At 33.7% G+C, this 26,062-nt stretch carries 23 protein-coding genes and 1 tRNA gene; 13 read left to right on the forward strand and 11 right to left on the reverse strand.

Annotated elements, in window-relative coordinates; genetic code table 11:
• Positions 1-146 precede the first annotated feature (146 nt).
• Positions 147-875, forward strand: a complete 729-nt coding sequence (locus PHV37_09645; GenBank protein ID MDD3238343.1) for a hypothetical protein — start codon at positions 147-149, stop codon at positions 873-875.
• Here the strand turns inward: PHV37_09645 and PHV37_09650 are convergent.
• Entirely contained in the window at positions 872-1,555 is a 684-nt protein-coding gene (locus PHV37_09650; GenBank protein MDD3238344.1) for a glycosyltransferase family 2 protein, read from the reverse strand. The two genes, PHV37_09645 and PHV37_09650, sit on opposite strands and share 4 nt — an antisense overlap.
• A gap of 105 nt (positions 1,556-1,660) precedes the next feature.
• On the opposite strand from PHV37_09650, the gene PHV37_09655 reads away from it, so the two are divergent.
• Complete coding sequence (locus PHV37_09655) at positions 1,661-2,641, forward strand: glycosyltransferase family 9 protein (GenBank protein MDD3238345.1); 981 nt, start codon at positions 1,661-1,663, stop codon at positions 2,639-2,641.
• 43 nt (positions 2,642-2,684) lie between these two features.
• On the opposite strand, the gene PHV37_09660 is transcribed toward PHV37_09655, so the two are convergent.
• Both PHV37_09660 and PHV37_09665 read right to left on the reverse strand, forming a co-directional pair.
• On the reverse strand, positions 2,685-3,248 hold the full coding sequence (locus PHV37_09660; GenBank protein ID MDD3238346.1) for a hypothetical protein: 564 nt from the start codon (positions 3,246-3,248) through the stop codon (positions 2,685-2,687).
• 121 nt (positions 3,249-3,369) lie between these two features.
• Positions 3,370-5,127 carry a ShlB/FhaC/HecB family hemolysin secretion/activation protein gene (locus tag PHV37_09665; GenBank protein ID MDD3238347.1) on the reverse strand — a complete coding sequence of 586 codons (1,758 nt, stop codon included), beginning with the start codon at positions 5,125-5,127 and terminating at the stop codon, positions 3,370-3,372.
• A gap of 184 nt (positions 5,128-5,311) precedes the next feature.
• On the opposite strand from PHV37_09665, the gene PHV37_09670 reads away from it, so the two are divergent.
• The 8 genes from PHV37_09670 to PHV37_09705 all read left to right on the forward strand — a co-directional run bounded on the left by PHV37_09670 (position 5,312) and on the right by PHV37_09705 (position 17,516).
• The gene (locus PHV37_09670) at positions 5,312-9,520 is read left to right on the forward strand and encodes a filamentous hemagglutinin N-terminal domain-containing protein (protein ID MDD3238348.1); all 4,209 of its coding nucleotides are present in this window, start codon (positions 5,312-5,314) and stop codon (positions 9,518-9,520) included.
• Between the two features lie 117 nt (positions 9,521-9,637).
• On the forward strand, positions 9,638-10,255 hold the full coding sequence (locus PHV37_09675; protein ID MDD3238349.1) for a CerR family C-terminal domain-containing protein: 618 nt from the start codon (positions 9,638-9,640) through the stop codon (positions 10,253-10,255).
• On the forward strand, positions 10,252-11,559 hold the full coding sequence (locus PHV37_09680) for a TolC family protein (protein MDD3238350.1): 1,308 nt from the start codon (positions 10,252-10,254) through the stop codon (positions 11,557-11,559). The genes PHV37_09675 and PHV37_09680 overlap by 4 nt, the downstream gene beginning before the upstream one ends.
• Complete coding sequence (locus tag PHV37_09685; protein ID MDD3238351.1) at positions 11,556-12,395, forward strand: efflux RND transporter periplasmic adaptor subunit; 840 nt, start codon at positions 11,556-11,558, stop codon at positions 12,393-12,395. The genes PHV37_09680 and PHV37_09685 overlap by 4 nt, the downstream gene beginning before the upstream one ends.
• A 3-nt stretch (positions 12,396-12,398) precedes the next feature.
• Positions 12,399-13,886: an ATP-binding cassette domain-containing protein gene (locus PHV37_09690; GenBank protein ID MDD3238352.1), complete on the forward strand. Its 1,488-nt coding sequence runs from the start codon at positions 12,399-12,401 to the stop codon at positions 13,884-13,886.
• Entirely contained in the window at positions 13,883-14,998 is a 1,116-nt protein-coding gene (locus PHV37_09695) for an ABC transporter permease (protein MDD3238353.1), read from the forward strand. The genes PHV37_09690 and PHV37_09695 overlap by 4 nt, the downstream gene beginning before the upstream one ends.
• Entirely contained in the window at positions 14,991-16,088 is a 1,098-nt protein-coding gene (locus tag PHV37_09700; GenBank protein ID MDD3238354.1) for an ABC transporter permease, read from the forward strand. The genes PHV37_09695 and PHV37_09700 overlap by 8 nt, the downstream gene beginning before the upstream one ends.
• A gap of 195 nt (positions 16,089-16,283) precedes the next feature.
• Positions 16,284-17,516 carry an MFS transporter gene (locus PHV37_09705; GenBank protein MDD3238355.1) on the forward strand — a complete coding sequence of 411 codons (1,233 nt, stop codon included), beginning with the start codon at positions 16,284-16,286 and terminating at the stop codon, positions 17,514-17,516.
• 89 nt (positions 17,517-17,605) lie between these two features.
• On the opposite strand, the gene minE is transcribed toward PHV37_09705, so the two are convergent.
• Genes minE through PHV37_09720 form a run of 3 tightly spaced genes read right to left on the reverse strand, consistent with a single transcriptional unit; the run spans position 17,606 to position 20,236 of the window.
• Positions 17,606-18,217: a cell division topological specificity factor MinE gene (gene minE / locus PHV37_09710; protein MDD3238356.1), complete on the reverse strand. Its 612-nt coding sequence runs from the start codon at positions 18,215-18,217 to the stop codon at positions 17,606-17,608.
• A gap of 12 nt (positions 18,218-18,229) precedes the next feature.
• Complete coding sequence (gene minD / locus PHV37_09715; protein MDD3238357.1) at positions 18,230-19,036, reverse strand: septum site-determining protein MinD; 807 nt, start codon at positions 19,034-19,036, stop codon at positions 18,230-18,232.
• A 15-nt stretch (positions 19,037-19,051) separates the two neighbouring features.
• A complete protein-coding gene (locus tag PHV37_09720) occupies positions 19,052-20,236 on the reverse strand; it encodes a septum site-determining protein MinC (GenBank protein ID MDD3238358.1) in 1,185 nt (394 codons plus the stop codon).
• A gap of 294 nt (positions 20,237-20,530) precedes the next feature.
• On the opposite strand from PHV37_09720, the gene PHV37_09725 reads away from it, so the two are divergent.
• Complete coding sequence (locus tag PHV37_09725; GenBank protein ID MDD3238359.1) at positions 20,531-21,232, forward strand: hypothetical protein; 702 nt, start codon at positions 20,531-20,533, stop codon at positions 21,230-21,232.
• Positions 21,233-21,345: 113 nt separating this feature from the next.
• Here the strand turns inward: PHV37_09725 and PHV37_09730 are convergent, their stop codons facing one another.
• Positions 21,346-21,717: a hypothetical protein gene (locus tag PHV37_09730; GenBank protein ID MDD3238360.1), complete on the reverse strand. Its 372-nt coding sequence runs from the start codon at positions 21,715-21,717 to the stop codon at positions 21,346-21,348.
• Between the two features lie 48 nt (positions 21,718-21,765).
• Positions 21,766-22,113, reverse strand: coding sequence for a hypothetical protein (locus PHV37_09735; protein MDD3238361.1), 348 nt, complete (start codon positions 22,111-22,113; stop codon positions 21,766-21,768).
• Between the two features lie 213 nt (positions 22,114-22,326).
• On the opposite strand from PHV37_09735, the gene PHV37_09740 reads away from it, so the two are divergent.
• Entirely contained in the window at positions 22,327-23,670 is a 1,344-nt protein-coding gene (locus PHV37_09740) for a hypothetical protein (GenBank protein MDD3238362.1), read from the forward strand.
• A gap of 184 nt (positions 23,671-23,854) precedes the next feature.
• On the opposite strand, the gene PHV37_09745 is transcribed toward PHV37_09740, so the two are convergent.
• Genes PHV37_09745 through PHV37_09755 form a run of 3 tightly spaced genes read right to left on the reverse strand, consistent with a single transcriptional unit; the run spans position 23,855 to position 25,239 of the window.
• Positions 23,855-24,277, reverse strand: a complete 423-nt coding sequence (locus PHV37_09745; GenBank protein MDD3238363.1) for a hypothetical protein — start codon at positions 24,275-24,277, stop codon at positions 23,855-23,857.
• Positions 24,278-24,324: 47 nt separating this feature from the next.
• On the reverse strand, positions 24,325-24,471 hold the full coding sequence (locus tag PHV37_09750; GenBank protein MDD3238364.1) for a prepilin-type N-terminal cleavage/methylation domain-containing protein: 147 nt from the start codon (positions 24,469-24,471) through the stop codon (positions 24,325-24,327).
• 18 nt (positions 24,472-24,489) lie between these two features.
• Complete coding sequence (locus PHV37_09755; GenBank protein ID MDD3238365.1) at positions 24,490-25,239, reverse strand: type II secretion system protein; 750 nt, start codon at positions 25,237-25,239, stop codon at positions 24,490-24,492.
• A gap of 279 nt (positions 25,240-25,518) precedes the next feature.
• On the opposite strand from PHV37_09755, the gene PHV37_09760 reads away from it, so the two are divergent.
• Positions 25,519-25,595: transfer RNA gene (locus tag PHV37_09760), tRNA-Met, on the forward strand.
• The last annotated feature ends 467 nt before the right edge of the window (positions 25,596-26,062 follow it).

The raw sequence follows: 26,062 nt of genomic DNA on the forward strand, positions 1-26,062 counted from the left end.
CTATGCGTCCAGAGTTGAGAGAGTTTTTCACTCTATAAATACAAGACTCCTTATTTTGGGGTCTTTTTATTTTTGCCAAAATTTGTATAATGTTATTTGATGCAAAAATTGTGGTATTAAATATCTGAAAAGATAAAAGGTTTTTTATGAAAATAGATCCTATAACTCTATATACCCTCTCTCAAACAAGTGAAGTCCAAAAAGCTCAACAAATTCAATCCCAAGAGTTAAATGAAGAACAACGAATTGAATCATTTAAAAAATATCACTTACCAAGTTTGGTAATGTCAAAAGGGGAATATAAAGCTTTATTGGAAAAGCGTCCCTTGATTAAATATCGTGCTGTAAGGAATATTTTGATTAAAAAAGCAGACCAACAATTCTTAGCTGACCAACTCGGTATTAATCCGACAGATGTTAGTTCTTATATTGACAATATAATCGACAATGTTGCAAAAACCCGTATTCCACAATATATACCTGCAAATAATGAGTTTGCAAAAAAAGTAAAAATTGCTCCCGGAATATTAGAACCATACATATATAAGCATGGTACCAAAGACCAAGTCATAAACTGGTTTGAGTATAGACTTTCTGATGTTAAAACGGCATTGCAAGAATTATACAAGACCCTTGATGATAATGCAGGCGGAGTTTATGATTATTTCAGTTTGCCCAAGCATTTTTTAGACAATAAAAATATCGAAAAAATGGACAAAATAGTTACGACTAGCATGGGAAATGCCCAAAAGGCTGGCTATATTTCTAAAGACCAAAATGTTGAAGCTTGCAGATGGGCATTGCAACAAATTAACGAAATTCAAAATAATTCTGTAATAAGGCGTGCCGTCAAATTCGTTTATCGAAACTGTTAGATAAACAAGGATTTCAATATTAATCTTAAATGCCTTAATCCATCTCTTATTGGGTTTAGATGTGGCGTTCTGCCTTCTATATCTTTATGCAAAGATATAGGAATTTCTTTAATTTTCATTTTGGCTTTTGCAAATTTAATTATGAGCTCTGATGCAAACTCCATGCCTGTAGATTGGAGGTTTAATTGTTCAATAGCTTCTTTTTTTATTAATCTCATTCCGCATTGAGAGTCTGAGATTTTTGTGCCATATAAAAGATTGATTAGTGCGGTTATGACAGGAGTTCCCACATATCTGTGTAAAGGTGGCATAGCTCTTTTTTCAATGTTGCCTTTGAGTCTTGAACCTATAACCATATCTGTATCTTCGTCAAGCTCATTATATAAAAGAGGTATTTCTAAAAAATCATAGGTGTTGTCAGCATCTCCCATAACAAGATATTTTCCGGTTGCAGCTTTAAATCCACCTCTTAATGCGTTTCCGTAACCTTTTTCAATTACGTTAATGACATTTGCACCTTCATTTTGAGCAATTACGATAGAGTTGTCATTTGAACCGTTATCGGCAATTATTACTTCACCTTTTATGCCAAGATTTTTAAATGCTTTAAAACATTTTTCAATACATATTTTTAGTGTTTCTTCTTCATTTAAACAAGGAATTACCACTGAAATTTCCATAAACTTTCATACTCCAACAAATATAGCTTTCATTATCATTATAATATATTTATTCAATATGTTCATATATTTGTGCTTTCTTGTATTTTTATGTAAAATTCTCTTATGAAAAAGAAGATTTTAATTATTAGATTAGGGGCGATTGGTGATGTTATACATACATCTGTAATCCAAAAATCTATCAAAATGCAACACCCTGATGCGGAAGTCCATTTGTTGACGTCATATATTTTGGCTCCTCTTATGAAAAATGATAAATATTTGGACAAACTGTTCGTTTTTGATTCTTCTAATAAGGACAATCCTTTTTATTTGTTATCTTTGGGGCTAAAATTTCGACGTGAAAAATATGATGCCGTTATAAATTTATCAAATTCAATGAGAAATATATTTTTGATGTTTTTGGCTAGCCCGAAGAAAAAAATCAAAAGATGCACAGAGCCTATCCATGCGGTTCAATCTTTTTTTCAATCTGCAAAAGAAGTCTATGATGATTTGGACTTGCCGAAAAATTTGACTTTGGCAGTTGATGTGGATGTCCAACGTGATGTTCAAAAAATGATTGAAGATTACCCGAGACCCTTTGTTATCTTTAGCCCCGGGGGTGAGCATAATAACGAGCGGCAAGGCAGAGTTTGGCCTATTCAATCTTGGAAAGAATTAGGCAAGCTTGTTTCAAATAAATTCGGAGGAACTATATTTGTAATCGGCTCTCCTGCTGAAAGGCAAAATCACTTGGAGTTAGAAAATTTAGAAAATATAAAAATTTATACCGGCAAATTGACTCTGGAGCAAAGTGCTGCTTTATCTTCAGAAGCTGATTTGTTTATATCAGGTGATTCAGGGCCTTTGCATATTGCTTCAGCTTTAAACGTAACCACATTGGGGTTAATGGGGTCAACTTCGCCTCAATTTTGTTCGCCTTATGGGGAACAATGTCATACTATTTTGCCTAAATCAGAGTGTGCCCCGTGTCATTTGAAAATTTGCTCAAAGCTTGAATTAGGGGAGGACTATACCCCTTGTATGAAGTCAATAACTGCTGACGATATAATGAATTTAATCGACGAAAAAGGTCTTTTGTAGATATTTATTATGCCTGAGCGTATTTTGTTAATTGCTACGATAATTAATTTTGAGCCAATTGATTTTGATAAAAGCTATTATTAGCGATGGATTTTTCAATCAAATTGTTATTGGTTGAAGAGGCTTGATACATTACTGCAAGCTTGTTGAGTCTTGTGACCAAGGTGTCTTGATTATAGTCACTGCTGACCCTGTCTTTTAAAAGCATCCAAGTTCTGGCTTCTGTTGTAGTAGCTCTTAGTTCTTCTTCAAAAGTTGCTTGAGGAAGTTGATGCACGCTTTCATGGGCAATCAGGCATGCCAATGCTTCTTTGGGTGATTTCCTTAAATTTTGATTTATCAAGATGTAGTTAGTCCCTGTTTCATCTGTTGAAGCTATTGCATAATGTTTTGCATACGAATATGAAAGCAATGTTAAATCATAAAATATTATTTGTGTTTTTGTTTTGTCTAATCTTTGGAGTACGTCTTTTTGATTAGCAGAGTCCAAAACACTCAATGCTGAAGCTATTTTAGAGTCATCAGTCATTTGATTTACATTATAAGCGAGTGCAGAATTTGCACAAAATATTACTATGGCAAAAGCTGCCATTATTATTTTCTTCATAGAGAACACGATACCTAACTAAATAAAATATCCTTTTAACATTTAATTAGTCGGTTTTTTTTGTGTTCCTCTTTAGATATATGTAATGTTTGTAAATAAAATGTTACAATAGTGAGCTAAATTATAATCTTTCTTTAGGTTTCATCAATAGTCTGTCTATATCGGAATTTATTGAGAAATAGACCCTGCCGTTTTGTTCTTCATAGTATTTTCCTATAGGGAAACCAACGCCGATTTGGGCGGTAAGCCCGTCCCAAAGATTGGCATACGCACCTATACCGATGCTGCTCAAGAAATTTTGAGGATAGTCATAGACGTTATTATGTTCTTTAATATAACCCCAGTCGTAGAATGCGGTAATTCTAATTCTATCGGCATATTGTTCAAATTTTTTAGGAATAAGGGCGTCTAAATGAGGAATAGGTGCTCTAAATTCTAAAGAGCCGGATACTCCGTAATCACCAATCAATTCACTTGGTTGATAGCCTCTCAAGGAATATACACCCCCTAAATAAAATTGTTCAGCAGCATATAATGATTGAGGTGAATATTGACCATTCATTCTAAAAATGCCAAGGCAGTTTTTAGGTAGTCTTTGCACCCTCGCTGAATTAGCTGTAATCTTATAAAAAGTAGATTGTTGACCTTCATTAATATTGCCTGTAGCCCCGAGTCCACCGATTCCGAAATCCGCACCGACACTTCCTATGTATCTGCCGTATTTATCGTCAAACATGCCTGAAAACGCTGTTCTTATAACTCTTAAATTGTAATCTGCAATGGTTTGCTTTTGCATTAAGCTTTTAGAATTTAGCATGTCGAAAGCTGCTGTGAAATAAACTTCTTGAGTTGCCGTATTTTTCAAAGGTTGAACTAATCTTACAACAAAATCTTGAGCTTCGCCGTCGATGTTATAACCTTTGTAAGGGCCTCCAAGGTGAACTCTTGAGTATGAATAATCAACGCCGACTTTTGTCCCCCATTTACCTACGGGAAGCTCATAGCCTGCTAAAAATCCGTTAGAACGACTGGAAACAATGCTTCCTGCGTAAATTTTGTCACCGTTTCCCGTGAGGTTGTCCATGCCTGCTGTTGCTGTAAAACGTTGTCTACCTGTGTAGTTACGTCCGAAATCGTCCCAGCCCATATTTACATTGATAGGGAAGCGGTCTTGAACGTGCAGTTTTATTGCAGTTCCTTCATCTTTTGTTTTTGATAATTCGGCAGAGCCTGTTAAATAGTCTTCTCGATTAATATTTTTCATTGCACCTTGTAAGGCTTTTGCATTGAAAACAGACCCTTCGTTGAGTCCTGTGCCTCCAAGAGCTATATTTTTGAGGTAATTTTCTCTTTCCCAACGGTTGCCTTCGATTTCTTTTTTTTCGATTTTGCTTTCTTTTATTTTTATGGTGACGCTTCCATCTTTTATTTCTTGGGCGTCAAGATAAGCATAAGAAGTTAGATAGCCGTTTTGTTGGTAGTATCTGCTTACAGAGAGTGTGAAATTTAAAACATCTTCTAAATATATTTCTTTGCCTATAATATTGTTGGCAAGTTTTTGCAATTTTTTGTCGGAAATTTTTGTATTTCCTTCAAAGTTTATAGAATTTAATGTGAATTTTGGGTTATAAGTCAAGTTTCCTCGAACGATGTCTTTTGACTTGTCTTTATTTCTATCTTCAATTTGTTGAGGAATTTCTTTTTCTACAGAGTCGATATAATTCTTGTTGATTTTTGCATCTTTTAAAATAGTCCTATTTTCTCTGTTAATGATTTCAGCCCCTGCTGTCGGATTTACTAAAAGCGGTTCTGACATTGCTTTGTTCAGGCTTAAACTGAATAAAATACATGCTAAACAAAAAACTTGTTTCTTTTTCATTTTTCTCATCTCGTGGTTGACTTAAAATTAATAAATATAAATACATATATACATAAATGGCAAAAAATATTTTTAAACGACTTGTATTTGATATAATATTAATTATACATGAAGAAAAATATATACCAATACTTTTATAATATAATATTTTAACCACATAAATGACTATAGGGAAGGAAATAAAATGAGAAAATTGCTTTTTTCTTTGAGAAAAGTTATAGCATCGATGTTATTGTTATCGTTTGCTAATTTTAGTTTACCGGCGTTGGCTGCAACAGAAATATTCCAAGGCGGTAAAGATAATTTTGGAGCACAGGTCAATGATTTCGGAGGCGCTAATTTAAATAAAAATAATAACAATAATGCTCAAATTGGCATAACAGGTAGCGGAAATACTATAATTTGGGATTGGCTCAACGTCGGAGCAGGCAAAACTCTTGATTTTAATTTTTTAAACAACGGACAAGTTGCTTTGAATAAAGTCATTGGCGGAAGTATGTCCAAGTTTGCAGGTACCTTGTCCACTTCAGGTGCAGATGGGCATTTGGTAATCTCTAACCCTAGCGGTATGTTATTTATGAATGGTGCAATCGTTAATGCAAATTCATTAACATTGACAACTCATGACGCAACGCTTGATGCTGACAAATTGACTCTTGACGGCACTTCTTCTGTAAATAGTCAGGGTATAAAAATTGGGGGCTTGGGTGAGTCAACAAATGCTGTTGTTATGAGAATAGCTAATGACTTAAATATAATTTCTAACGGCATAAAGATAGAAAATGCTGATATTTTAGCAGGTAATAATGTTAATTTGATTACGGCTGACGGCGTTAATTTTTATGCTAAATCAAATAAAATTCCAAATATTACAAAATCTACAAATATTAATGCATTGGCTTTTAATGCCTTTAATAATAATAACAAAAATATCACTTCTTCAATTTTAGTAAAAGATTCTGCGATTGCAGTAAAAAACAATAATACAGGTAAAATTTACTTAGTTGCAAAAGGTAATAATTCAAATATTGCAGTAATTGATTCGGCTATAGATTCTAAAGTTGCTATGGAGGTCACCGGCGACGCTACTTTTGAAGTAATCGGCAATTTGGATTTAAGCGGAATCGACAAAGGTAAACATACCTCCAAAGTCGGTGGCAATTTGATTGCAAAAACAATTGATAAAACATTAAATTTGAAAAACAATACTACAACTTGGACAACGACAACTGATTTTAATAATGTTCAAACGGCAACATCATACTCCGGTAAGGGCTTAATAAACATAGCTAATGTTGTAGTCCAAGGTGATGTTACAGTCGATGGAGCCGGAGTAAGATTATATAATCTAGCAGCAAATAATGGTAAAGTAACCGTTAATTCTACAAAAGATACTGTTGCTACTGCCTCTCGCTCAACTGTGGAGAAAGATTATTCTATAACCACTCAGGACTCTTTGGTTAGCTCAAATACTACAAATACTGCCTCATCTTCAACAACTTCAAATGACTTTTTGCATAAATCTGATGCTATTACAAAAAATATGGTTAATGCAGGTGATATTCTGATTGATAATACTGATAGTGCTTTATCTAACGTTGATGCTGCTAATAAGGGCGAAAAATTCAATTCTCTTAAGGCAACTGCTGATAATAATATTACGATAACAAAATTAGCTGTAAATAATAAATCTGACTTGTCAGCTAAAAATAATATAAATATTAACTATTTGACTTCATCAGGTGAAGTTAAAACAAATTCTATACGTAAAACTTCAATTAAAAATTCAGACGCAGTTTCAATTCTTGCTTCCGCTGCTGAATTAAATGTTGAAAATGTAGATGTTGCTTCTAAGCTTCAATCCAAAACTTCAGGAAATACAACAATTAAAAACCTAAATAAAAATAAAAATTCTCAAAACAGTTCACTCAAAGCGGAAGCTTCAAACGGAAATATCCTCGTTGAAAACATAACAGTTGCTCACGATGTCGATTTAGATGCAAACAATATCACTTGGGGCGGTGCTTCTTCTATTATTGGTGGCACGGTAGATTTATTTGCTCACCAAACGATTGATATATCAAATCTAAACATTGCAGGAGATTTGAAAATGTCAGCTTTCAGCGGTGCGGATAAATACGGCAAAGGGGTCGATGTTAGCAATCTCGTTGCAAAAAATATAACACTAAATTCAAAAAGTGCAGTTGTGAATTTCTCAAATGTTACGGCAGACTCTTTAACAGCAAGTGCTGGTTGGCAGTTTACGTTGAAAAATTTTGATATAAAAAGTGCTGTTATTACTATGACTGCAAGCAAATCATATTCAGGATTTGACTCAAGAAGAAATGTCACAATCAGTGAATTAAAAAATAATAATGATATGTCACTCAAAGTCTATGACGCTCATAATATCACACTTTCGAATGTAAATATAAAAGACGGCAAGTTGAATGCTACAGGTGATATTACAACTGGTGGCTATCTGGTCAATACAACTGGAATTGCAGATGGTTCGATTTTTGCTAATCATAAAACGATAACAAATTCGACCCTTACTGCAGGAGAAATCCACGCTAATGCTGCAATAGTTGATAAATCGTATTTGACTGCTACAAAGCGAAATATATACATAGGTAAAGGCGGACAAAAAAGTGCTGTTGTTTCGAATTCAAGCTTGAATGCAAAAAATGATATTTCGGCTTCAGGTTCTTCTTTTGAAAATTCAAATTTAGTTGCAGGAAATGATTCCAAACTCCAAGATACAAACTTGAACAAGGTTTCGTCAAAGACTGCTAAAATCGCATTTATCGGTGGGGCTGATATAAGCAATGGTTCTTCTGTCAGTGCAAAATCTATCGCAGGGTTTGATGGAAATCGAGTTGATAAAGTTACCAATGGTATTAAACTTTCAAATTCATCTTTAGAAACGACAGAAAATGGTATTAATTTAACCAATGCACAATTCTCTGGTGCTAATATAATAACCTCCGCAGGCGATATTATTTTAGATGCTGCAAAAGCCTCTAATTTAAAATCTCTTGATTTGACAGCTAAATCTGATGTTGAGTTGAAAAATAAAACAGTTTTAAATAATGTAAAAGCTGCTGCTTCAAATATAATATTGTCAGACTCAAATGTCGGTGCTTCTGAATTAAATGCTAAAGACGGCAAAATATTAATTCTAAAAGATACCTTCTTCCACTCAGGTTCTGTAGCAAATGCCAAAGATATTCAAGCTGACCATTCTTATGTCAAAGGCTCAACTATTAATTCCACAAACTTTGTATCTCAAAATGATAATTATATAAAAGAAAATTCAATAGTAAATGCCAAAGAAAATTTAGAAATCAAGAATAACTCTCACATTGAAAATTCAACTTTAAACTCTGATAACAAAGTTGTAATAAAAAAATCTTCTATAAAAGGCAAAAATCAAATTAACGCCGGCACGGTTGACATCAATAATCTTGATAGTTGGTCTTTAGATACAGATATCGCAATTAAATCAACAAATGATACGATTATAGACAAAATTGCAACAGGGAATGTAAACATAGAATCAACAGACGGAAATATATTAATTAAAAATTCAACCGTAAGAAAAAATCTAAAAACTAAATCTAACGGAATTGCAATTGATGATTCTTCTATAAACGGCAGTGCAATCATAGACGCAGTTGGTGCGGTAGTTATCAATTCTTCTGTTCTATCCGATACAAATATTGCAACAACAGGTGATATTACAATAAAAGGCGTTAAAACAAACGGTGATTTAACAATTACAAAAGCTGATAATGTATTTATTTCAAATTCAGATAAACCTGCGAAAACAACAGATATAACAATTGCTGACCTAGCAACCGGTAAAACTCCTATCAATGATTACAATGATAAGAAGTTTACAACTTCCTCTTTTGAAACAATAGGTCTTCCTTTTGGAAATCAATACGGCGACGGAGCTCAAATTACACTGATTGGTGGGAATTTGAATATTTCAAATGCCAATTCTGTAAATGTTGTAAATACTACGGTTATTGGTGATTATATGGTTAAAAATATAACTGCTGACGCAAATTTGATTACCTCATACATCGGAGGCTCTTATGCTCCAGTCAGAGAAACCATCTCAGGCGACGCAAATGCATATCTTTCTTACATAGGCTCTTATTCTCCCTATTATGTGATACCTGAAGTTTTATCTTATTCACTTGATGATGTGAATAGATTAAAATTCGGTAGTGATATTGATACTATTTTTAGACGTCAATTCTCTCCAAGAGGTTTTGCGGCTGCTGATGATGAAATAAAATCAAGAATTTATCAAACAGTTTCTACTGCAAAACAAGGTGCTTCCAATTCAATCAAATTGACTAAGCCATTTATTGCAAATTAATTATTAAAAAAATACAATACGTGGGCGGAATAATTATTCCGCCCTTTTTGTTGATGTTTTCGCTTCGTCACTTCATTCACTTCTTGAAAAATCGAACGTTCGTTCTATAATAAAGGTATGGAAAATAATATTAATAAAAAAGAAAAAATTATAAATGCTGCAATTAAACTCTTTGCCAAAAACGGCTATGCCGGTACCTCAATAAGAGATATCGCTAAACTTGCGAATTCAAGTATAAGTATGGTTTCCTATCATTTTGGAGGGAAAGAAGGGCTTTACCGCTCTATTTTGAAAGACCTTTTTGATAAACAACAAAATGTTATAAATTCTTTTTATGATAAAAGTGAATTTTTAAAGTTTTCAAAAAAAGAAAAAGCAGATTTTTTGTTAAAAATCACTGAAAAAATGGTGGATTTCTTTTACAATGTAATGAATGATGAACTCTTTGCTTTTCTGTTGCGGGAGCAAAGGCACATTGTTTCTGAATATACGCCTCCTGTAGTTGTCCTTTTAAGAGAAATTATAGCCCAAATTATAGATAAACCTATGTTGTCAAGGGAAGTGGTTTATGCTTCTATTTCGATAGCATCTCAAATTTCCGCTTCGAGATTTATGTCGGTCTTTGTTGCTCCATACGCTCAAGATGGATTTGAGGTTGAGGATATAAACATGATTAAGCAAAATGTTAAAAATAGTGTGCTTGCAGTTGTAAAATCAGCAGGTATAAATCTATGATTAAAAAAATATTATTGATAGCAATCTTTTTCTTTGGACAAATTGTACTTGCGGCTCCTGATGTAAATATCGGCTTTTTTGATAGATTCGGAGATACATATTTGTCAGGTTATATCAATCAAGCTGTAGAAAATAATAATGACTTGAAAATTGCAGCAGCAAGAGTCGAGCAGTCAAGGCAACAGGTTAAAATCTCATTTGCAAGTGAGCTTCCGTCTTTGAGCTTTGGGGCGGATTATTTAGGGGTTCATATCCCGAAATTTGATAATTTTACGTTAAACAACAACGCCTTTGTTATGCCTTTTATTGTCAGTTATGAACCTGATTTTTTGCTTAAAAATCGAGATAAAACAAGAAGTGCCGATAAAAGATATGAGGCTGATTTGGAACTTGAAAAATCTGTTTATATCTCTTTGCTTTCTGATGTTGCAAATAGTTATATAAATATTCTTGAGTATGATTATCTGATAAAAAATCAAAAAATGGTTTTAGCTCTAGCAGAAGAGAATTTATGGCGAACTCAAAAAACTTTTATGAGAGGCGTTGTAGATGCAAATGTATTAAATCAAGAAAAACAAAATGTTGAAAAAGAAAAAAACACTCTAAATCAACTGCAAAAACAACAAAATATTATCCTTAATAATTTTTGTGTGTTAGTCGGTGTTTCGCCTAATTGTTCTCTCGATTTGAAAAGAGGAAAATTGGCTCAGTTTGAGTATGAAAATCCTGTTCCTTCTCAAATTTCAAGTGATGTTATCTTTTCACGTCCTGATGTGATTGCTGCTGAAAAGGAACTGGAAAAAGCTAAAATTGACGTTCGGGTAGCGAGAAAAGAATTTTTGCCTTCTTTTAATATAACTGGTCTTTGGGTTTTTAATACAATTGCTCAAGGGAATTTCTTTTCTTGGCAAAATTCCTTAGCTGCTTTGTTTGCAGGTGCTACTATGGATATATTTAAAGGCGGAAAAAAGGTTGCTTTTTTGAGATTACAAAAAGCAAAATATGAAGAACTTTTTGAAAAATACCGATTGACAGATTTGAATGCCACAAAAGAAGTTAATACAGCTCTTTGCGTTATTAAATTTGATACAAAGATTGATGAAAATACTAAAAATCAATTAAATTTAGCAAAAATGAATTTTAAAAATATTCAAAAAAAATATGAGCGAGGTGTTATTTCATACCCTCAATTATTAAAAGAAAATATCAAGATGTTAAATATCGAGCAAAATCAAGTACAGACAAAAGCTACTCGTTTAGCTAACTATATAACCTTATATAAAGCCGTCGGAGGAAAATTATGAAGAAAAAAATAGCGTTTATAATATTATTGATTTTTGTAATTTGCGGGATTTATTATTACTATAACCGTCCAACAAATTTAAATGAATTAACTCTGTTCGGGAATGTAGAAATAAGGCAGGTCGATTTGAGTTTTCAAGTCGGTGGCAAAATATCTCAAATGTATGTTGAAGAAGGCGACTCCATCAAAAAAGGTGATTTGATAGCCTCCTTAGATGACAAAGATTATGCTGCTAATTTTAAAAAGGCTGTAGCAGAAGTTGAAAAGGCAGCTGCTGCAAGTAAAAATGCACAAGATATTTATGATAGAAAAAATCCCCTCTGTGATGACAACACAATTTCGCAAGAAGAATGTGACGCTATAACCAATAATAAAGCAGAATCAGAAGCTTCTTATTCTGCTGCCATAGCCAATAAAATTTATGTCAAAAATCAATGGGATTATACGAAAATTTTTGCACCTGAAAACGGAATTATAACAGTCAGAGTTCAAGAGCCGGGGGCTACTGTTCAAAAAGGACAACCAGTTTGCACTTTATCAAAAAGCAAGCCGATTTGGATTAGAGCTTATGTGTCTGAAAAAGATTTAGGAAATATTAAATACGATATGAAAGCAAAGGTTTTGACAGATGCTATTGACCCTAAAACAGGCAAAAAACGTGAATATGTAGGTCGAATAGGTTACATTTCTCCTGTTGCTGAATTTACCCCAAAAACAGTTCAGACAGAAGATTTAAGAACGGATTTGGTCTATAGAATAAGAGTTTATGTCGATGACTTTGATGCGTTTTTGCGTCAAGGAATGCCTACAACTATAAAAATAGATTTGAAGGAGTAAAATTTGTCTTTAGCAGTTGAGGTCAAAAATTTATCAAAATCTTTTGGTCAGGTCAAAGCTATCGATGATTTGTCTTTAAATGTCAAAAAAGGGCAAATAACAGGTCTGATTGGAGCTGACGGTTCTGGAAAGACAACATTATTGCGGTTGATAATCGGTTTTTTGCTTCCAGACAATGGCTCTATTGTGTCATTGGGGCTTTCTCCTGAAAAACAAAAAGCTTTGTTGAATAAAAAAATAGGTTATATGCCACAAAAATTCGGGCTATATGAGGATTTGACGGTAATAGAAAATCTTAAATTATATGCTGATTTGAAAAATATTCCTTATGATTTTGAAAAACTTTTAAAATTTACTGATTTAGAACGTTTTCAAGACAGGCTTGCCGGTAAACTCTCAGGTGGTATGAAGCAGAAATTGGGGCTTGCGTGTGCTTTGCTGGGTGAACCTGAGTTCTTGGTTTTAGATGAGCCATCTGTCGGCGTTGACCCGATTTCAAGACGTGAACTTATGCAACTTGTCAGAGATTCGATAACTCCTGAAACAACAGTGCTTTGGTCAACTGCTTATTTAGATGAGGCTCAAAGTTTTGACGAGGCGGTTATTTTGGATAAAGGCAAGGTTATTTATGATGGGAAACCTGCTGATTTAGCAACAGAGCCAAAAGAGTTTGAGGCTAAAGTTATTGAGCTTATGGGCGGGTATGATGAGTCAGAATCTTTGATAGCAAAACATTTTGAATGTAATGACTGTTCTGTCGAGTGTCCTGTTCAGGCTCTTGATTTATGCAAAAAATACGGTGATTTTTATGCTGTTAAAAATAACACTTTTCATATAAAAAAAGGTGAGATATTTGGACTTTTAGGTCCAAATGGTGCAGGGAAATCTACTTCTTTTAAAATGATGTGTGGTTTGACTAAACCGACTGCGGGAACTGCCAAAATCAATAATATTGATATATTGGAAAATCCTTCAAAGGCTCGTTCAAAACTTGGTTATATGGCCCAAAAGTTTTCTTTGTACGGAGATATGACGTTGAGAGAAAATCTACTCTTTTTTGCAGGAATATATGGAATTGGTCTGCTAAATCGGGCAGAAAGAGTAAATGAAATTATTAAAATTTTTGGCTTTCAAAATATGCAAAATCAGCAGGCAAAGGATTTGCCTTTGGGGCTTAAACAGCGTCTTTCACTGGCGTGTGCACTTATTCATGAGCCACCTATTCTTTTTTTAGATGAACCCACATCAGGAGTTGATGTAGTTGCAAGAAAAGAGTTTTGGAAGCATATAAAAGGTTTGGCGGCTAAAGGCGTTACGATACTTGTCACGACTCACTTTATGGACGAGGCTGAATATTGCGACAGGATTAGTCTTTTTTATAGAGGGGAAACGATTGCTATAGGAACACCGGCAGAGCTTAAAAGAAAGGCTAACGCTAATACTATGCAAGATGCTTTTATCAATTTGATTGAGGAGCATGATGCTTTATGAAAATTTTGTTTGCCTTAATTAAAAAAGAGTTTTTGCAAATTATAAGAGATCCCAGCAGTATTGTTATATCGTTCGTGCTTCCTTTTATTTTGCTTATTATTTACATGTACGGCATAAACCTTGATACAACAAAAGTAAGCATCGGAATTAAAAATGATGATATGAACCCCGAGATTTCTACGTTGATAAAGTCTTTTAGTCGGAGCAAGTTTGTTAAATCTGATGTATATTACAATCCTGCTGAAATGTATGATGATATTGTTCGCTCAAAGTTAAACGGTGCTGTTTTGATACCTAATGATTTTTCTTCCAAACTTGCAAAGGGACAAGCGGCAGATTTTATGGTGATTACAGATGGAAGCACTGTAAATACAGCCAATTATGTCCAATCTTATCCATTGCAAATTGTAAATGATTGGTTGGCACAAAGCGAGTATGCCAGATTTGTCAAGCCACCTGCGGTTAGCTCTAATATAAGATTTTGGTATAACCAAGATATCAACAGCCATTATTTTATTTTGCCGGGTTCGCTTGCTATTACGATGACATTGATAGGACTTCTTTTGACCGCTCTTGTCGTTGCGAGAGAATGGGAAAGAGGTACAATGGAGGCTCTTTTAAGCACTCAAGTCAGAAAAATTGATATTGTGTTGGGTAAATATATTCCTTATTTTACTTTAGGAATGCTTTCTATGATTTTTAATACGTTTGTTTGTATTTACGTTTTTCACATTCCGTTTAGAGGTAGTTTATTTGTCCTATTTGCAGTAAGCGGGCTGTTTCTCTTTACTTCACTCGGTATAGGACTTTTGATTTCTACTTCTTTAAAAAATCAATTTGTAGCAAGCCAAGTCGCAATAGCTATAGGCTTTTTACCGGCTTTGTTAATGTCAGGGTTGATGTTTCCGATAAATTCAATGCCTATCGCTTTTCAATATTTTACGATGATTTTACCACCTCGGTATTTTGTAACTTTTATTGAAAGCGAGTTTATGGCTGGTACCGTTTGGAGTATTGTAATAGCTAATTCCTTATTTCTATTGGTATTAGGCTCGATTTTATTTGCTGCTGTTTATGAAAAAACAGGAATGAGGCTTGAAGAAGATGCTTAGGCGAATTTTTGCATTAATAAAAAAAGAATTTATTGCTATTTGGAAAGACCCGAAAAGTCGAGGGGTGGTCATAATTTTGCCTGTTATGCAGCTTTTTGTTTTTGCAAATGCAATAACGATGGAAGTTAAAAATATTGATATGTCTGTCTTAGATAGAGATAATTCTGTCGAATCGAGAGAGCTGATTTCTAATTTTTCTGCTTCTCCAAGGTTTAGAAAAGTTGTCAATGTTCAAAATGAGGCGGAATTGAAGCATAATATAGAAGTTCAAAAATCACAGTTAGCACTTGAAATACAAAATGATTTTTCAGAAGCGATAAAGTCAAAGCGTCCAACTACAGTTCAAGTTATTGCAGATGGTAGACAAACGAACTCAGCTTCTATTGCAAGCTCTTATGCTTCTCAAATTATTGCTGACTATTCGGGGACTTTGAGTGATAAAGGTGCTTCGATAAATTACATAGTCAGAAACTGGTATAACGCTAATTTGAATTATCAATGGTACGTTTTGCAGGTGCTTGTGACCATGCTTGCACTTGTAATAACATTGTTGCTGACGGCGTTGTCAATCGCAAGGGAAAGAGAAATGGGCACTTTCGACCAGCTTATAGTAAGCCCGTTATCTTCATTTGAAATATTGGCAGGTAAAACGATTCCCCCCTTGTGTATCGCAATGATTTTGACTTGCACAATGTCAGTAATTGCTGTTTTGGTATTTGGTGTTCCTTTTAGGGGGTCAGTTTTGTTGTTTTTGTTCTCCACAATAGTTGCCTTGCTCTCCATTGTTGGTATCGGGCTATTTATTTCTTCTATTTGCAAAACTCAACAACAAGCTATTTTGGGTGTTTTGACTTTTCAAATGCCTGCTGTCCTCTTATCCGGTTTTATTTCTCCGATTGAAGATATGCCGCCATTTTTCCAATATTTGACCTTGCTTAATCCAATAAGATTTTTTATGAATACAACAAGAGGCATTTTCTTTAGAAATATGGGGTTTTATGATGTGTTCTTAAACTTGATTCCTTTAATATTCATAGCGGTTTTGACGTTATCCTTAGCCGGTTGGACGTTTAAACGAAAATTAGATTAAGAATATATTTTAAAAAATGTAAGGTTACGTAAAAAAATAGCTCCTGAAAAATTGTTGGTGCTATAATTTTTTACGTTGGAAGTGATGGACAGTTTTCCCTGTTAAAGTTGCTGCCTGTTTCTAAAAACAGCCGAAACGCAAAAGAAATGCTTTTGCATGTATTAATAATATCTGTTTACGCAGAGGGAGTTCTCAATGAGAAAGTATTATACTCATATTTTATTGATTGCACTCGGTGCAATTTTGTATTTTATGGCTAATTTTCAAAGGGTAGCGATTCCGGGGGCGATTTTTGATACCTTGCAACTGGATTTACATATAAAAGCCCCGTTTGTTACTGCTTTAGGTGCTGTTTATATGTACGCTTATGCTTTTAGCTTATTGCTGATAGGCATAATGGTTGACAGATATGGCGGTGCCAAAATGATTTTAGGCGGCTCAATTTTGTTTACGCTGGGGGCTTTGGTCTTTCCCAATACAGGCAATTTGCCGCTTCTCTATTTCAGTAGGGTATTGTTAGGCTTGGGTTCGGCAACCTTTTATCTCAGTTTGGTACAAGAGCTCAAGAAGTGTTTTCCCGATAGATATCTGGGGATTGCCGTTTCACTAATGCTCTTTACCGGATATATAGGTGGCGTATTCGCTAATGCTCCATTTATTATTTTATCCGATAAGTTCGATTGGCAGAATGTAATGAATGTTTTAGCCTTTATAACTTTATTTATCACTATTGTTTATATTTTTATTCATAATAATTTGAATTCTATACCTACTAATCGTAATGCGAAGTTTTCGATTGAACCTTTTAAAGAGGTTCTCTCTAAAAAATTTAATCTTCACTTGTTTGGATTTGCCTGTCTTAACTATGGCTTGTATTATGTTATACAGACCGTTATCGGCGTCAAGTTCTTAAAAGATTTCGTTCAAATGTCAGACACGCAAGCTTCTACAATTTTATCAGTAATGGTAATTGTGGCAGGGTTTTCTGGTATGGGCATGGCTACACTGAGCAAACTTTGGGACAATAGAAGAGTTGTTTTTATGAAAACTTTATCAATTATGGCAACTCTTATTTTTGCTGTTATTTCAATTTGTTTGATTTTGAATTTCAGAACTCAAGCAATAGGTATTATATTGTTATTCTTGTCGTTGTGCGGCGGCATGTCACCTTTGTTGGTGCCTATTATACATTCTACAAACAAATATGAAATTAGGGGTACTGCTTTAAGCATAATGAATTGCGGATTTTTCTTGGTCGTAGGAATATTGGGGACGCTTGTTGGCGTTTTGCTCGAAGCTTACGCTCCTGTGGCTTCGTTTTCAGGGCATTTGGTTTACAGTAACAAATCATATTTGCTCGTTTTCGGAACATTTTTCTTGATTTCATTATTTGAAATGTATAATGCATTCAAACTCAAAGATGTATAATCAGGCTGTTTGTATATGTTATGAGGAAATTGAGCAACAAAAAAGCTCCCTGTTTTTAAGGAGCTCTTTTAGGTGTTTTAAAATTTAATTTATTTGTTTTTTTGTTTATTTGAAGATTTTGAATTATTGTTTTTTTCTTCAATAATTTCATCAGCTACAGACTCTTTTTTGTTTGTTTCATCTGTTTCTTTTTCTTGTTCAATAGTTTCAGCTTTTTCATCGTCATTGATTACTTTATCTTCATTTTCTTCTGCTGTATCAATGTCTTCAGTTTCGGAAGCTTCAACTGCTGTTTCTTCTTCATCAGACTCTTTAACATCAGAGGTTTCGTCTTCTTTATCTTCTTCTGTTTCTGTGGTTTCAGAGGACTCTTCTTCTTTTTCAGCATCTAATTTAGCTTGTTCTTCAAGTTCTTCTTCTGTTTTTGCTCTAACAACAGGTATATTCAGCATCAACGCAATTGAGTCACCTTCACCTGCTAAATTCAATTCCAAAAGCTCTTTGTCTATAACCACATATCTTGAAATAACGTCAATCATCTCTAATCTCATTTTCTCAAGCGTCAACGGGTCAAGTTTTGTTCTGTCGTGCATTAAAACTAATTTTAATCGGTTAGAAGCTATATTTTTTGTGTTTTCACCTTTTTCAACTTGGAAAAAAGTCAAAACCTTGTTGTATAATTCTGCAAATATTTCTTTCATTTATCTTCCTCCCTAGGCTTTCTTTCCAAAGAAGAATTTCTTTAGTTTAGCAAAGAAACCTTTTGGTTCATCTAGGTCTAAGAAAGGAACTTCTTCGCCTTGAATTCTTTTTGCGACATTCAAATAGGCTTTTCCTGCAAGAGCTTTTTCGTTATTAACGATAGGCTCACCTCTGTTTGTTGAAGTGATAATGCCGGCGTCTTCAGGGATTATTCCGATTAAAGAACAAGAAAGTATATCAACAACGTCATCGACGCTCATCATATCATTATTTTTAATCATATTAGGGCGAACTCTGTTCAACAAAAGTTTGTAAGATGTAATTTCTTCTTTTGCTTCAAGCAGTCCGATAATTCTATCAGCATCTCTAACCGCAGACATTTCTGGAGTTGTTACGACAATAGCTTCTGTCGCACCTGCTACAGCTGTTTGGAAGCCTTGCTCGATACCTGCAGGGCAATCAACTAATATGAAATCAAAATCTTCTTTTAAGTCTTCTGTGATTTGTTTGATTTGTTCAGCATTTACAGAAGTTTTATCTCTTGTTTGAGCTGCTGCTAAAAGACACAAATTTGGATTTTTTTTGTCTTTAACAAGAGCTTGTTTAAGTTTGCAACGTTCTTCTACAACGTCAACAAGTGTGTAAACAATTCTATTTTCTAATCCTAATAACAAATCAAGATTTCTCAATCCTATATCAGTATCAATAAGGACAACCGAAGAGCCTTCTTTAGCCAAAGCAGTACCGATATTGGCACTTGTAGTAGTTTTTCCTACTCCGCCCTTTCCTGAGGTAATTACTATTACTCTACCACTCATTAATAATCCACTCCTTTAATCATTTATTTTGAATATAACTATTTCACCATCAATAATTTTTGCTTCTTCCGGTGTAAATACATTTGTTTTTTCAGCAAAAATAGTGTGTAATGCATCAGGTCTTCTTGCATAGCAGTCAGCAATTCTTAATTGAATTGCATTCATTTTCAAAGCTCTTATTTTAGCTTTTGTATTTCCGTTAGAACCTGCTTGAGCAATGCCTCCTAAAACACCCCAAACCGTAATATCACCTTTTGCATGGATTTCTGAACCCGGGTGACAATCTCCGATTATTACGATATTTCCGTTGCAATCTATTACTTGACCTGAACGAACAGTTTGTTTTATATATTTTGTTTCAAAAGAGATAATTTCCATATCTTCTTCTGTATATATAGGTTTATCTTTTTCTTCAATATTTTCGATTTGAGGAAGTGTTTCTTTAATTTCAGGCGTTGAAACATTATCATTGTTTGATGCAAACTGATTTGCTAATTTTTTTAGCTCATCATCTTGTTCGTTTTCAATAGGTGTTTCATCTTTTTTGTCGAATATTTCTTCAAGTTTTTGTTCAGAATTGAAGATGGTATCCAATTCTTCTTTTATTGCTTCAGAAGACGGAATGTTTAGTTCCATAGATATATTTGATTTTTCAGGCTCATTTTCATCTTGAACATCTTCATTCGTTATATCTTCTTTGCTTTCTTCAATTTCAGTTTCTGTTTCAACTTCAATGTTTTTAGTGTTATCAGCGTTGTCGATATTGTTGCATTGAGCATCAGTATTTTCTGACTCAGCATCATCTTTCCAGTTTTCGTCCAGTTTTTCATATTCACGTGGTGTGGATGAAATTTCTTCTTGTTGATTTTCCTCAACTGCCTCTATACCTTCTTGATTATTAGGCTCAAATTTAATGTCGTTGCCGTCTAACAAGGTCATTCCCAAGGCTACCACGGATTTTTCTGTAGATGAAGATTTAGTATCAACATATTTTAATGTAGAATTTATACTGCTGATAAGAGATTTTATGCTCAAAAGTTGAGATTGATTAAGTTCAATCGTCCCTAATTTTAGGCAAACATCTTTGTCTTTTGCTTCTTCACTATCCAAAATCGTACTCAAATCATAAATGATTTGAGCAGGCGTTTTAACGTAACTTAAATCAATCACGTAAACATTTTCACTGAAAGGTTGACTCATAATCTTATCTCTCTTATTTTTGACTTAAAAAACACTCTTTTAAGTGCTATATAAAGAATAGCCTAAATTAAAATCTAATACAATTCTTTGTAATTTTTTGTTGCGATATTTTTTATAAAACGTAAACTTAAATAACAAAAGAGGCTCAATATAACTTTTTTTGGAACTTGAAATTAAAAAGTTTGTCCTTATATAATATATAGGCAATAATATATTTATAATAAAATATTGTTTGTTTAAAAAAATACTTTCCGATATGAAAATGAAAGTAAGCAACGGAAGAAGAGTGAAATAGTGATTTTGAAAAAAAGATTATGCTTTGTTTTGGCATTAGGACTTTTAAGTACCGCAATGGCAACAGCTAAGCCGAAAGATGCCCCTCTTTTAAATAAACCTTTAGACCCTACGGTTTTTGAACAATCTGATTCTATTTCTTTTGATACAACTGTTTTGTATAAAACATACAAAGATGTAACAAAAGAAGATAGAATTATGGAAGCCCTTGAAATGATGAAAGGGTGTTTGGGAGATTATTCGCATAATGCAATTATGGGCACAAATTTGACGAATAAAAAAATGAGGATAGAATTTAAAAATCTGAATGAAATAAAACCTCAATATGCAAGTTTTGACGCTCTCGGGTGGAAAAAAGCAGGCAGGTTGTATATTTATATAAACGAAAAGCACAAAGATGCTCCTGCTCCGGCATTGGCGGCGTTGTTGTCGCATGAAGCATTGCATCAAGATGAATTCGACTCTCTGGCAGAAGAAACTTATGCGTGGACTATGGAAGCGGCTGTTTGGACACAGCTATCAGAAAAATATCCTGCTGCTATGGAAAAAGCTCACCCTCTTGTCTATAGAGAAAATATGCTAAAGCGTTTGTTTGAAAAAGGCGATTATACAAACAAATATATTCAAAAAGCTGTATATTCAAACCCAGGATATAAAAATCTTCCTACTCGTTCTCCGGGTTTTGAAACAGATGATTTATAACAATTATGCTAAATATATGGGATAGAACATACTTTAATGTTTTCATATTATTTAAGGTGCTTATATCGTTCATTTTGTCACGAACCGAGCTTCCTTGTAATGTTGAGTCTTTTTTAGGATAATTCCAGCAATCCTTGTTGCATACCATTTTTTATGTCTACCCATATTTGGCTTTTTACTTTTGTTGTTAAATCTTCTATAACTTCTTTTCTCATTACAGCAAAATTTATATCGATAAAATTTATCCCGTCAAGTTCTTCTAAATAAAATTCTTTAGAACCACAATTCGGACAATATTTTTCAACAGGACTAATTTTATTGAATTTGTTGTAGCTCACCCTTTTTATATTGCAACATTTGCAACGTGTTAAATACCATTTTGTCTCCACGTAAGCTCCGCAATCAGGGCAATATGCTTTTTCTTGGTCTGCCCTTATTTTGGGATGGTGACATTCTTTTATGTTTTTAAATAAATCAAGAATCATATTTCTTTATTAAGAAAATATGATAAAAAGTCAAATAAAATCCCAAAACTATGAATTGAAGTCTAGTGTGCCGTGCTTTTCGCTACGGAAGTTTTCTGTAAAAGCTTGATTGTTGCTGGCTTGCGTGCCAAAAATTGAATCTGCGTTTGCGTTATATGCGTCGCTATGGTTATTATATTCTCTAGTTGAAACGTTTTTCACGTTTTCAACGGCTTGTGTTTCTGTTAATTGAGAAAAAGGATTATTTTTCTCAATGGCTGTTGTTGCTTCAATAGAAAACACATTTTTAAATTTGTTATCTAAATATTTGCCGATATTGCCAAACGGATTGCTGCTTTGAGCCCTGATGGCGTCAGCTTGTTTTTCTATTAAGTTGTTATTATTTACAACTGTCATTTTCTCTTAATATCTCTAATTGTTCTGTATATATACAAAGTATATATTAATGAAATAATTGCTTTTGAGGATGTGGTTTTGTGAAGACATGTTAAAATTACTGTGTAAAGGTGCGTTATGGGCACTTTAGGGAAAAGGGGATTTTAGAGGAAATCTGACTTTTAAAAGAAAGTTATTAAATACCTTATAGGCAAGGTGTGAGGGCTACTGAGCTTGTATAACAATACTATTTACCCGGGTTATATTAACTACACAGGGATTAACAATCGAATAGTAAAGAAAAAAGAAGATGAGGAAAAATCTAACTCATCAAGTCAAGCTGCAACAAAAGAGGCACAAAGAGAAGCTGTTAAAGGCGATTCTTTTTCACGTTCTCAGTTTCCGACAGGTGCCCAAGGTGCTATTGACTATTCAAATCCCAAAGTTAATATTTCTCAAATAATAACAGATTTTAAAAATACAACAGTCGCTATCGGAGCTCCCGATGATGTTAAAAACGAAGTAACTTCATACCTTGATTTGATTGAAAAACAAGCTCAAAAAGATGAACCTAGCAAGCAAATTATTCAATCAAATTTAAAAAATGCATCACAAATTTTAGATACATATATCACTACTACTTTGCAAAAGCCCTCCAAAGTAGTGGAAAATTGGATTGATGCTCTGTTTTTGCAACAGGTAGACTATAAGTCAAATCCAAAAGACATAAATCCTGCTTATAAGCTTGATGTACCAGATGATGAAGTTGCTGTGGTTGAAACAGTTGACGAGCCTCAAAAAGTTCAAGAAGAAAATGTAATTGCTTTTCCACAAAAAAACAGTGATATATATATTCCGGAAGATAAACAATTAAGAAAAATGTTTATTCAGGCAAAAAAATATTCTTCTATTGACCAAGATGAAAAAGCACTTGACGCATTTTCTCAAACCTTGAATTATGCAGAACAAGCTGGCGACAAACAAGCTCAGGGTATGGTTTATTATGAAGTTGCTAAAATATATGACCGAAATGATTATCTTCCCGATGCAATAAAAAGTTATGATAAAGCCCTTGAAAATACAGAATCAAATAATATAAAAGCTCGTTCACATATTTCAATGGCAAAAATATATGATGATGTTGTTCAATTTGAACCTGCAGTTGACCATTATTATGCTGCAATTTCTTACGCCGGCGAATCGGAAAATATTCCCTTGCAAACAAAAGCCCTTACCAATTTAGCAGATATGTTTTCTAACAGATATGATAAGTCAAATGCTTTTGATTACTTAGACTTAGCAAATCAAATGGCTCAAGAAACAAAAAGTAATAAGGTTATAGCTTCAACATATAGACGTTCAGCAGATATAAGTGAAAAACTCGATGAAAATCTTACTGCTCTTGACTATTACAAAGAATCAACAAGATATTATACTAAAACTGATAGCCTCGAAAGCATTATAAGCAACTATAGAGATGCTGCCAAAATAATGCTTAAATTGGGCGATTCTCAAAAAGCAAAAACTCTCTTGGGTAAAGCATTTGTAAAAAGCCAAAGTTTAGAAATCCAAAATTAACAGGCAGTTTTGGAATTCCTATCTTTTCCATTCTAACAGTCTAATTATAGTTGCGAATAAAGATAATAACTTTTCATTTTAATCTCTATTCATTATTGAAAAAATTCAGTTAAGCGAAAATATAAAAAGTTTCAATACACGAGACTTATAAGAATCAATATCCGCTTGTATAGGTTAAGCCTCGTTACATTTCGCTAGTGTCAAATTTACAAAACTCTGTATTGTCAGGATTTGCTTTGCAGTCATAATTTTGTATTATACCTGAGGCAGGTGGTACAGCCAAAACAGCACTGGGGTTTGATGAAAAAGGACCACTTGTTATATTGTCAATACCTAATCCAAAATAATAAGTATCTTTTAAAGCAGAATAGTCAGTAGTAATTTCGTTTGGTTTCTTGTCACCATTTATATCAACTAATACTGCCATTCCTTGTATACTATATGCAATCCCGTCAGATGTATAAAATGTTATATCAGTAGACATTCCATTGATTTCGTGACAAGCGTCAGAACTTCCACTAGGCATAGATGACGAGATATTAAATTGTTTTGAATAAAAATTGTCATACCAACAAGTGGAGTCCCATCCGCATTTTGACCATAACATTGCCGCTCCAAGTTTTGACTGGGCATAATTTTTATCAAGAGCATTTGTTAAAGAAGAGTAAACTTTTTTAACAGCAGTCTTTTTTCGTTGTCATTTATATTGTTCAAAAGAGAAGGAATTGTTAAAGCGGCTATTACACCTATTATAACAAGTGTAATTAGAACCTCAGCTAATGTAAACGCTTTATTTTTCATATAATAAGTCCTATTCTATTATAACTCACCACTTCCGCCAATTGAACTTGGGGTATCATCTTTAAGTAAATATTCGCCATAAGCCTCTGCTATAGCTCTATCTTTATATAAGGCGATTCCCGGTATTCTGTCATATAAATCTTTGCCTTGATAACCGGCGTCGGCAAACGCAGGTTGCTCTATTATTGAGTGTAATAAAGCTACGGTCCCTGCTACTCCTCCACCATCATAAGGGCTCATATTAGGTGCTTGTTTTCCGTTTACATCTACTGTGACATAAAAACATGGGGCAGAATAGCCGTCAGGGTCATATTCGCAGTCTCCTATAGACCCCGGTTGAACATAAAACCCTATCCCGTCTGCTGTATATATAAAATCATCGTCGTTAATGGCTGAAGCTCCACCGGCGTATGCAGGAGATTCTATAAGCGGTAAAGTATGTATAGGGGTGTATTTATAGTTAAATGCATCATATGAATCATCTGCGTTATCAGTTGAAAATGAATCAGGAGCTGACAAAATAGAAAATTGTTTTTTGAAAAAATTATTTGATAAATCAGCAACAGACGTGAAATCCTCCATCGTCTTTCCTTCTAGTGTGTTCTCTTTTATAATGGCTTGGTTTAATACGGACAAAGACTTTTTAAAAGCAACTTGGAATTCTTTTCCTTGTGTGTTTTTTATTAAAGCAGGTATTGTCAAAGCCGCTATAACACCTATTATAACTAATGTTATTAATACTTCTGCTAACGTGAATGCTCGTTTCATATAAACTCCTAACTGGTATTCAAACACTTTCTTTTCTAATTATAGCTATATTTAGCTACATATACAATACTTAAATAATAAAAAATTTACAGAAAGTTTTGTAGTTCTAATATATTTTATTCTGTTTGTCACATTTTCTATTCTGTCTGACAAATTATACTTGCAAATCACAAAAGAATTAACGGCTATAAACTAAAAAGTATATTTAAATCAGCTGTTGCAAATACTGGTACTTGATTTTTACTTTTCAGCGTTTCATAATAGAGTATCAAGAGTTATCGCGGGGTGGAGCAGCCTGGTAGCTCGTCGGGCTCATAACCCGAAGGTCGTCAGTTCAAATCTGGCCCCCGCAACCATTACAAAAAGAGGATTTCAAGGAAACTGAAACCCTCTTTTTTATGCAAATTTTTGCCGAAAGTATAACAAAAGTATAACTTTTATTTTTATTATGGATTTAGGGGAAGTTTGTTTTTTGCCCAAGTTTAGCAACTCTTTCTATACTTTGACAGCCAGAATGGAAAATGTGACAAGCAGAATGGTAAAATTTTAATTTTGTGAAAATCAAGTCGGAAGTTTTACCAAACTGGTTGTCAGACATTCAGAATGAACCTGATAAGAACTACAAAACTATCTGATAATTTTTCAATAAAAGTTGCTTAAGGTTTAATATAAAAACGCTATAACTAAGTTTGACAATATAACTTAGTTATAGCGTTTTGCTACGCTTAATATATTTAATTTTGTAAATTTATTTTAAAAATGTCAATTTATTCTATTGACATTTTTAAAATAAATGAAATAATAAAAAATAAAAGGAGAAAAA

The sequence above is a fragment of the Candidatus Gastranaerophilales bacterium genome (assembly GCA_028693235.1).
Taxonomy (GTDB): domain Bacteria; phylum Cyanobacteriota; class Vampirovibrionia; order Gastranaerophilales; family Gastranaerophilaceae; genus JAQUVW01.

What these genes read in the sequence shown, in the direction of transcription:
- PHV37_09750 (MDD3238364.1), bottom strand. Translation starts at nt 24,471, where the DNA reads ATGAAAAATAAAGCGTTTACATTAGCTGAGGTTCTAATTACACTTGTT.
- PHV37_09680 (MDD3238350.1), top strand. Translation starts at nt 10,252, where the DNA reads ATGATTAAAAAAATATTATTGATAGCAATCTTTTTCTTTGGACAAATT.
- PHV37_09745 (MDD3238363.1), bottom strand. Translation starts at nt 24,277, where the DNA reads ATGTTATGGTCAAAATGCGGATGGGACTCCACTTGTTGGTATGACAAT.
- PHV37_09720 (MDD3238358.1), bottom strand. Translation starts at nt 20,236, where the DNA reads ATGAGTCAACCTTTCAGTGAAAATGTTTACGTGATTGATTTAAGTTAC.
- PHV37_09665 (MDD3238347.1), bottom strand. Translation starts at nt 5,127, where the DNA reads ATGAAAAAGAAACAAGTTTTTTGTTTAGCATGTATTTTATTCAGTTTA.
- PHV37_09755 (MDD3238365.1), bottom strand. Translation starts at nt 25,239, where the DNA reads ATGAAACGAGCATTCACGTTAGCAGAAGTATTAATAACATTAGTTATA.
- PHV37_09730 (MDD3238360.1), bottom strand. Translation starts at nt 21,717, where the DNA reads ATGATTCTTGATTTATTTAAAAACATAAAAGAATGTCACCATCCCAAA.
- minD (MDD3238357.1), bottom strand. Translation starts at nt 19,036, where the DNA reads ATGAGTGGTAGAGTAATAGTAATTACCTCAGGAAAGGGCGGAGTAGGA.
- PHV37_09705 (MDD3238355.1), top strand. Translation starts at nt 16,284, where the DNA reads ATGAGAAAGTATTATACTCATATTTTATTGATTGCACTCGGTGCAATT.
- PHV37_09670 (MDD3238348.1), top strand. Translation starts at nt 5,312, where the DNA reads ATGAGAAAATTGCTTTTTTCTTTGAGAAAAGTTATAGCATCGATGTTA.
- PHV37_09650 (MDD3238344.1), bottom strand. Translation starts at nt 1,555, where the DNA reads ATGGAAATTTCAGTGGTAATTCCTTGTTTAAATGAAGAAGAAACACTA.
- PHV37_09655 (MDD3238345.1), top strand. Translation starts at nt 1,661, where the DNA reads ATGAAAAAGAAGATTTTAATTATTAGATTAGGGGCGATTGGTGATGTT.
- PHV37_09675 (MDD3238349.1), top strand. Translation starts at nt 9,638, where the DNA reads ATGGAAAATAATATTAATAAAAAAGAAAAAATTATAAATGCTGCAATT.
- PHV37_09685 (MDD3238351.1), top strand. Translation starts at nt 11,556, where the DNA reads ATGAAGAAAAAAATAGCGTTTATAATATTATTGATTTTTGTAATTTGC.
- PHV37_09645 (MDD3238343.1), top strand. Translation starts at nt 147, where the DNA reads ATGAAAATAGATCCTATAACTCTATATACCCTCTCTCAAACAAGTGAA.
- PHV37_09695 (MDD3238353.1), top strand. Translation starts at nt 13,883, where the DNA reads ATGAAAATTTTGTTTGCCTTAATTAAAAAAGAGTTTTTGCAAATTATA.
- PHV37_09660 (MDD3238346.1), bottom strand. Translation starts at nt 3,248, where the DNA reads ATGAAGAAAATAATAATGGCAGCTTTTGCCATAGTAATATTTTGTGCA.
- PHV37_09735 (MDD3238361.1), bottom strand. Translation starts at nt 22,113, where the DNA reads ATGACAGTTGTAAATAATAACAACTTAATAGAAAAACAAGCTGACGCC.
- minE (MDD3238356.1), bottom strand. Translation starts at nt 18,217, where the DNA reads ATGAAAGAAATATTTGCAGAATTATACAACAAGGTTTTGACTTTTTTC.
- PHV37_09700 (MDD3238354.1), top strand. Translation starts at nt 14,991, where the DNA reads ATGCTTAGGCGAATTTTTGCATTAATAAAAAAAGAATTTATTGCTATT.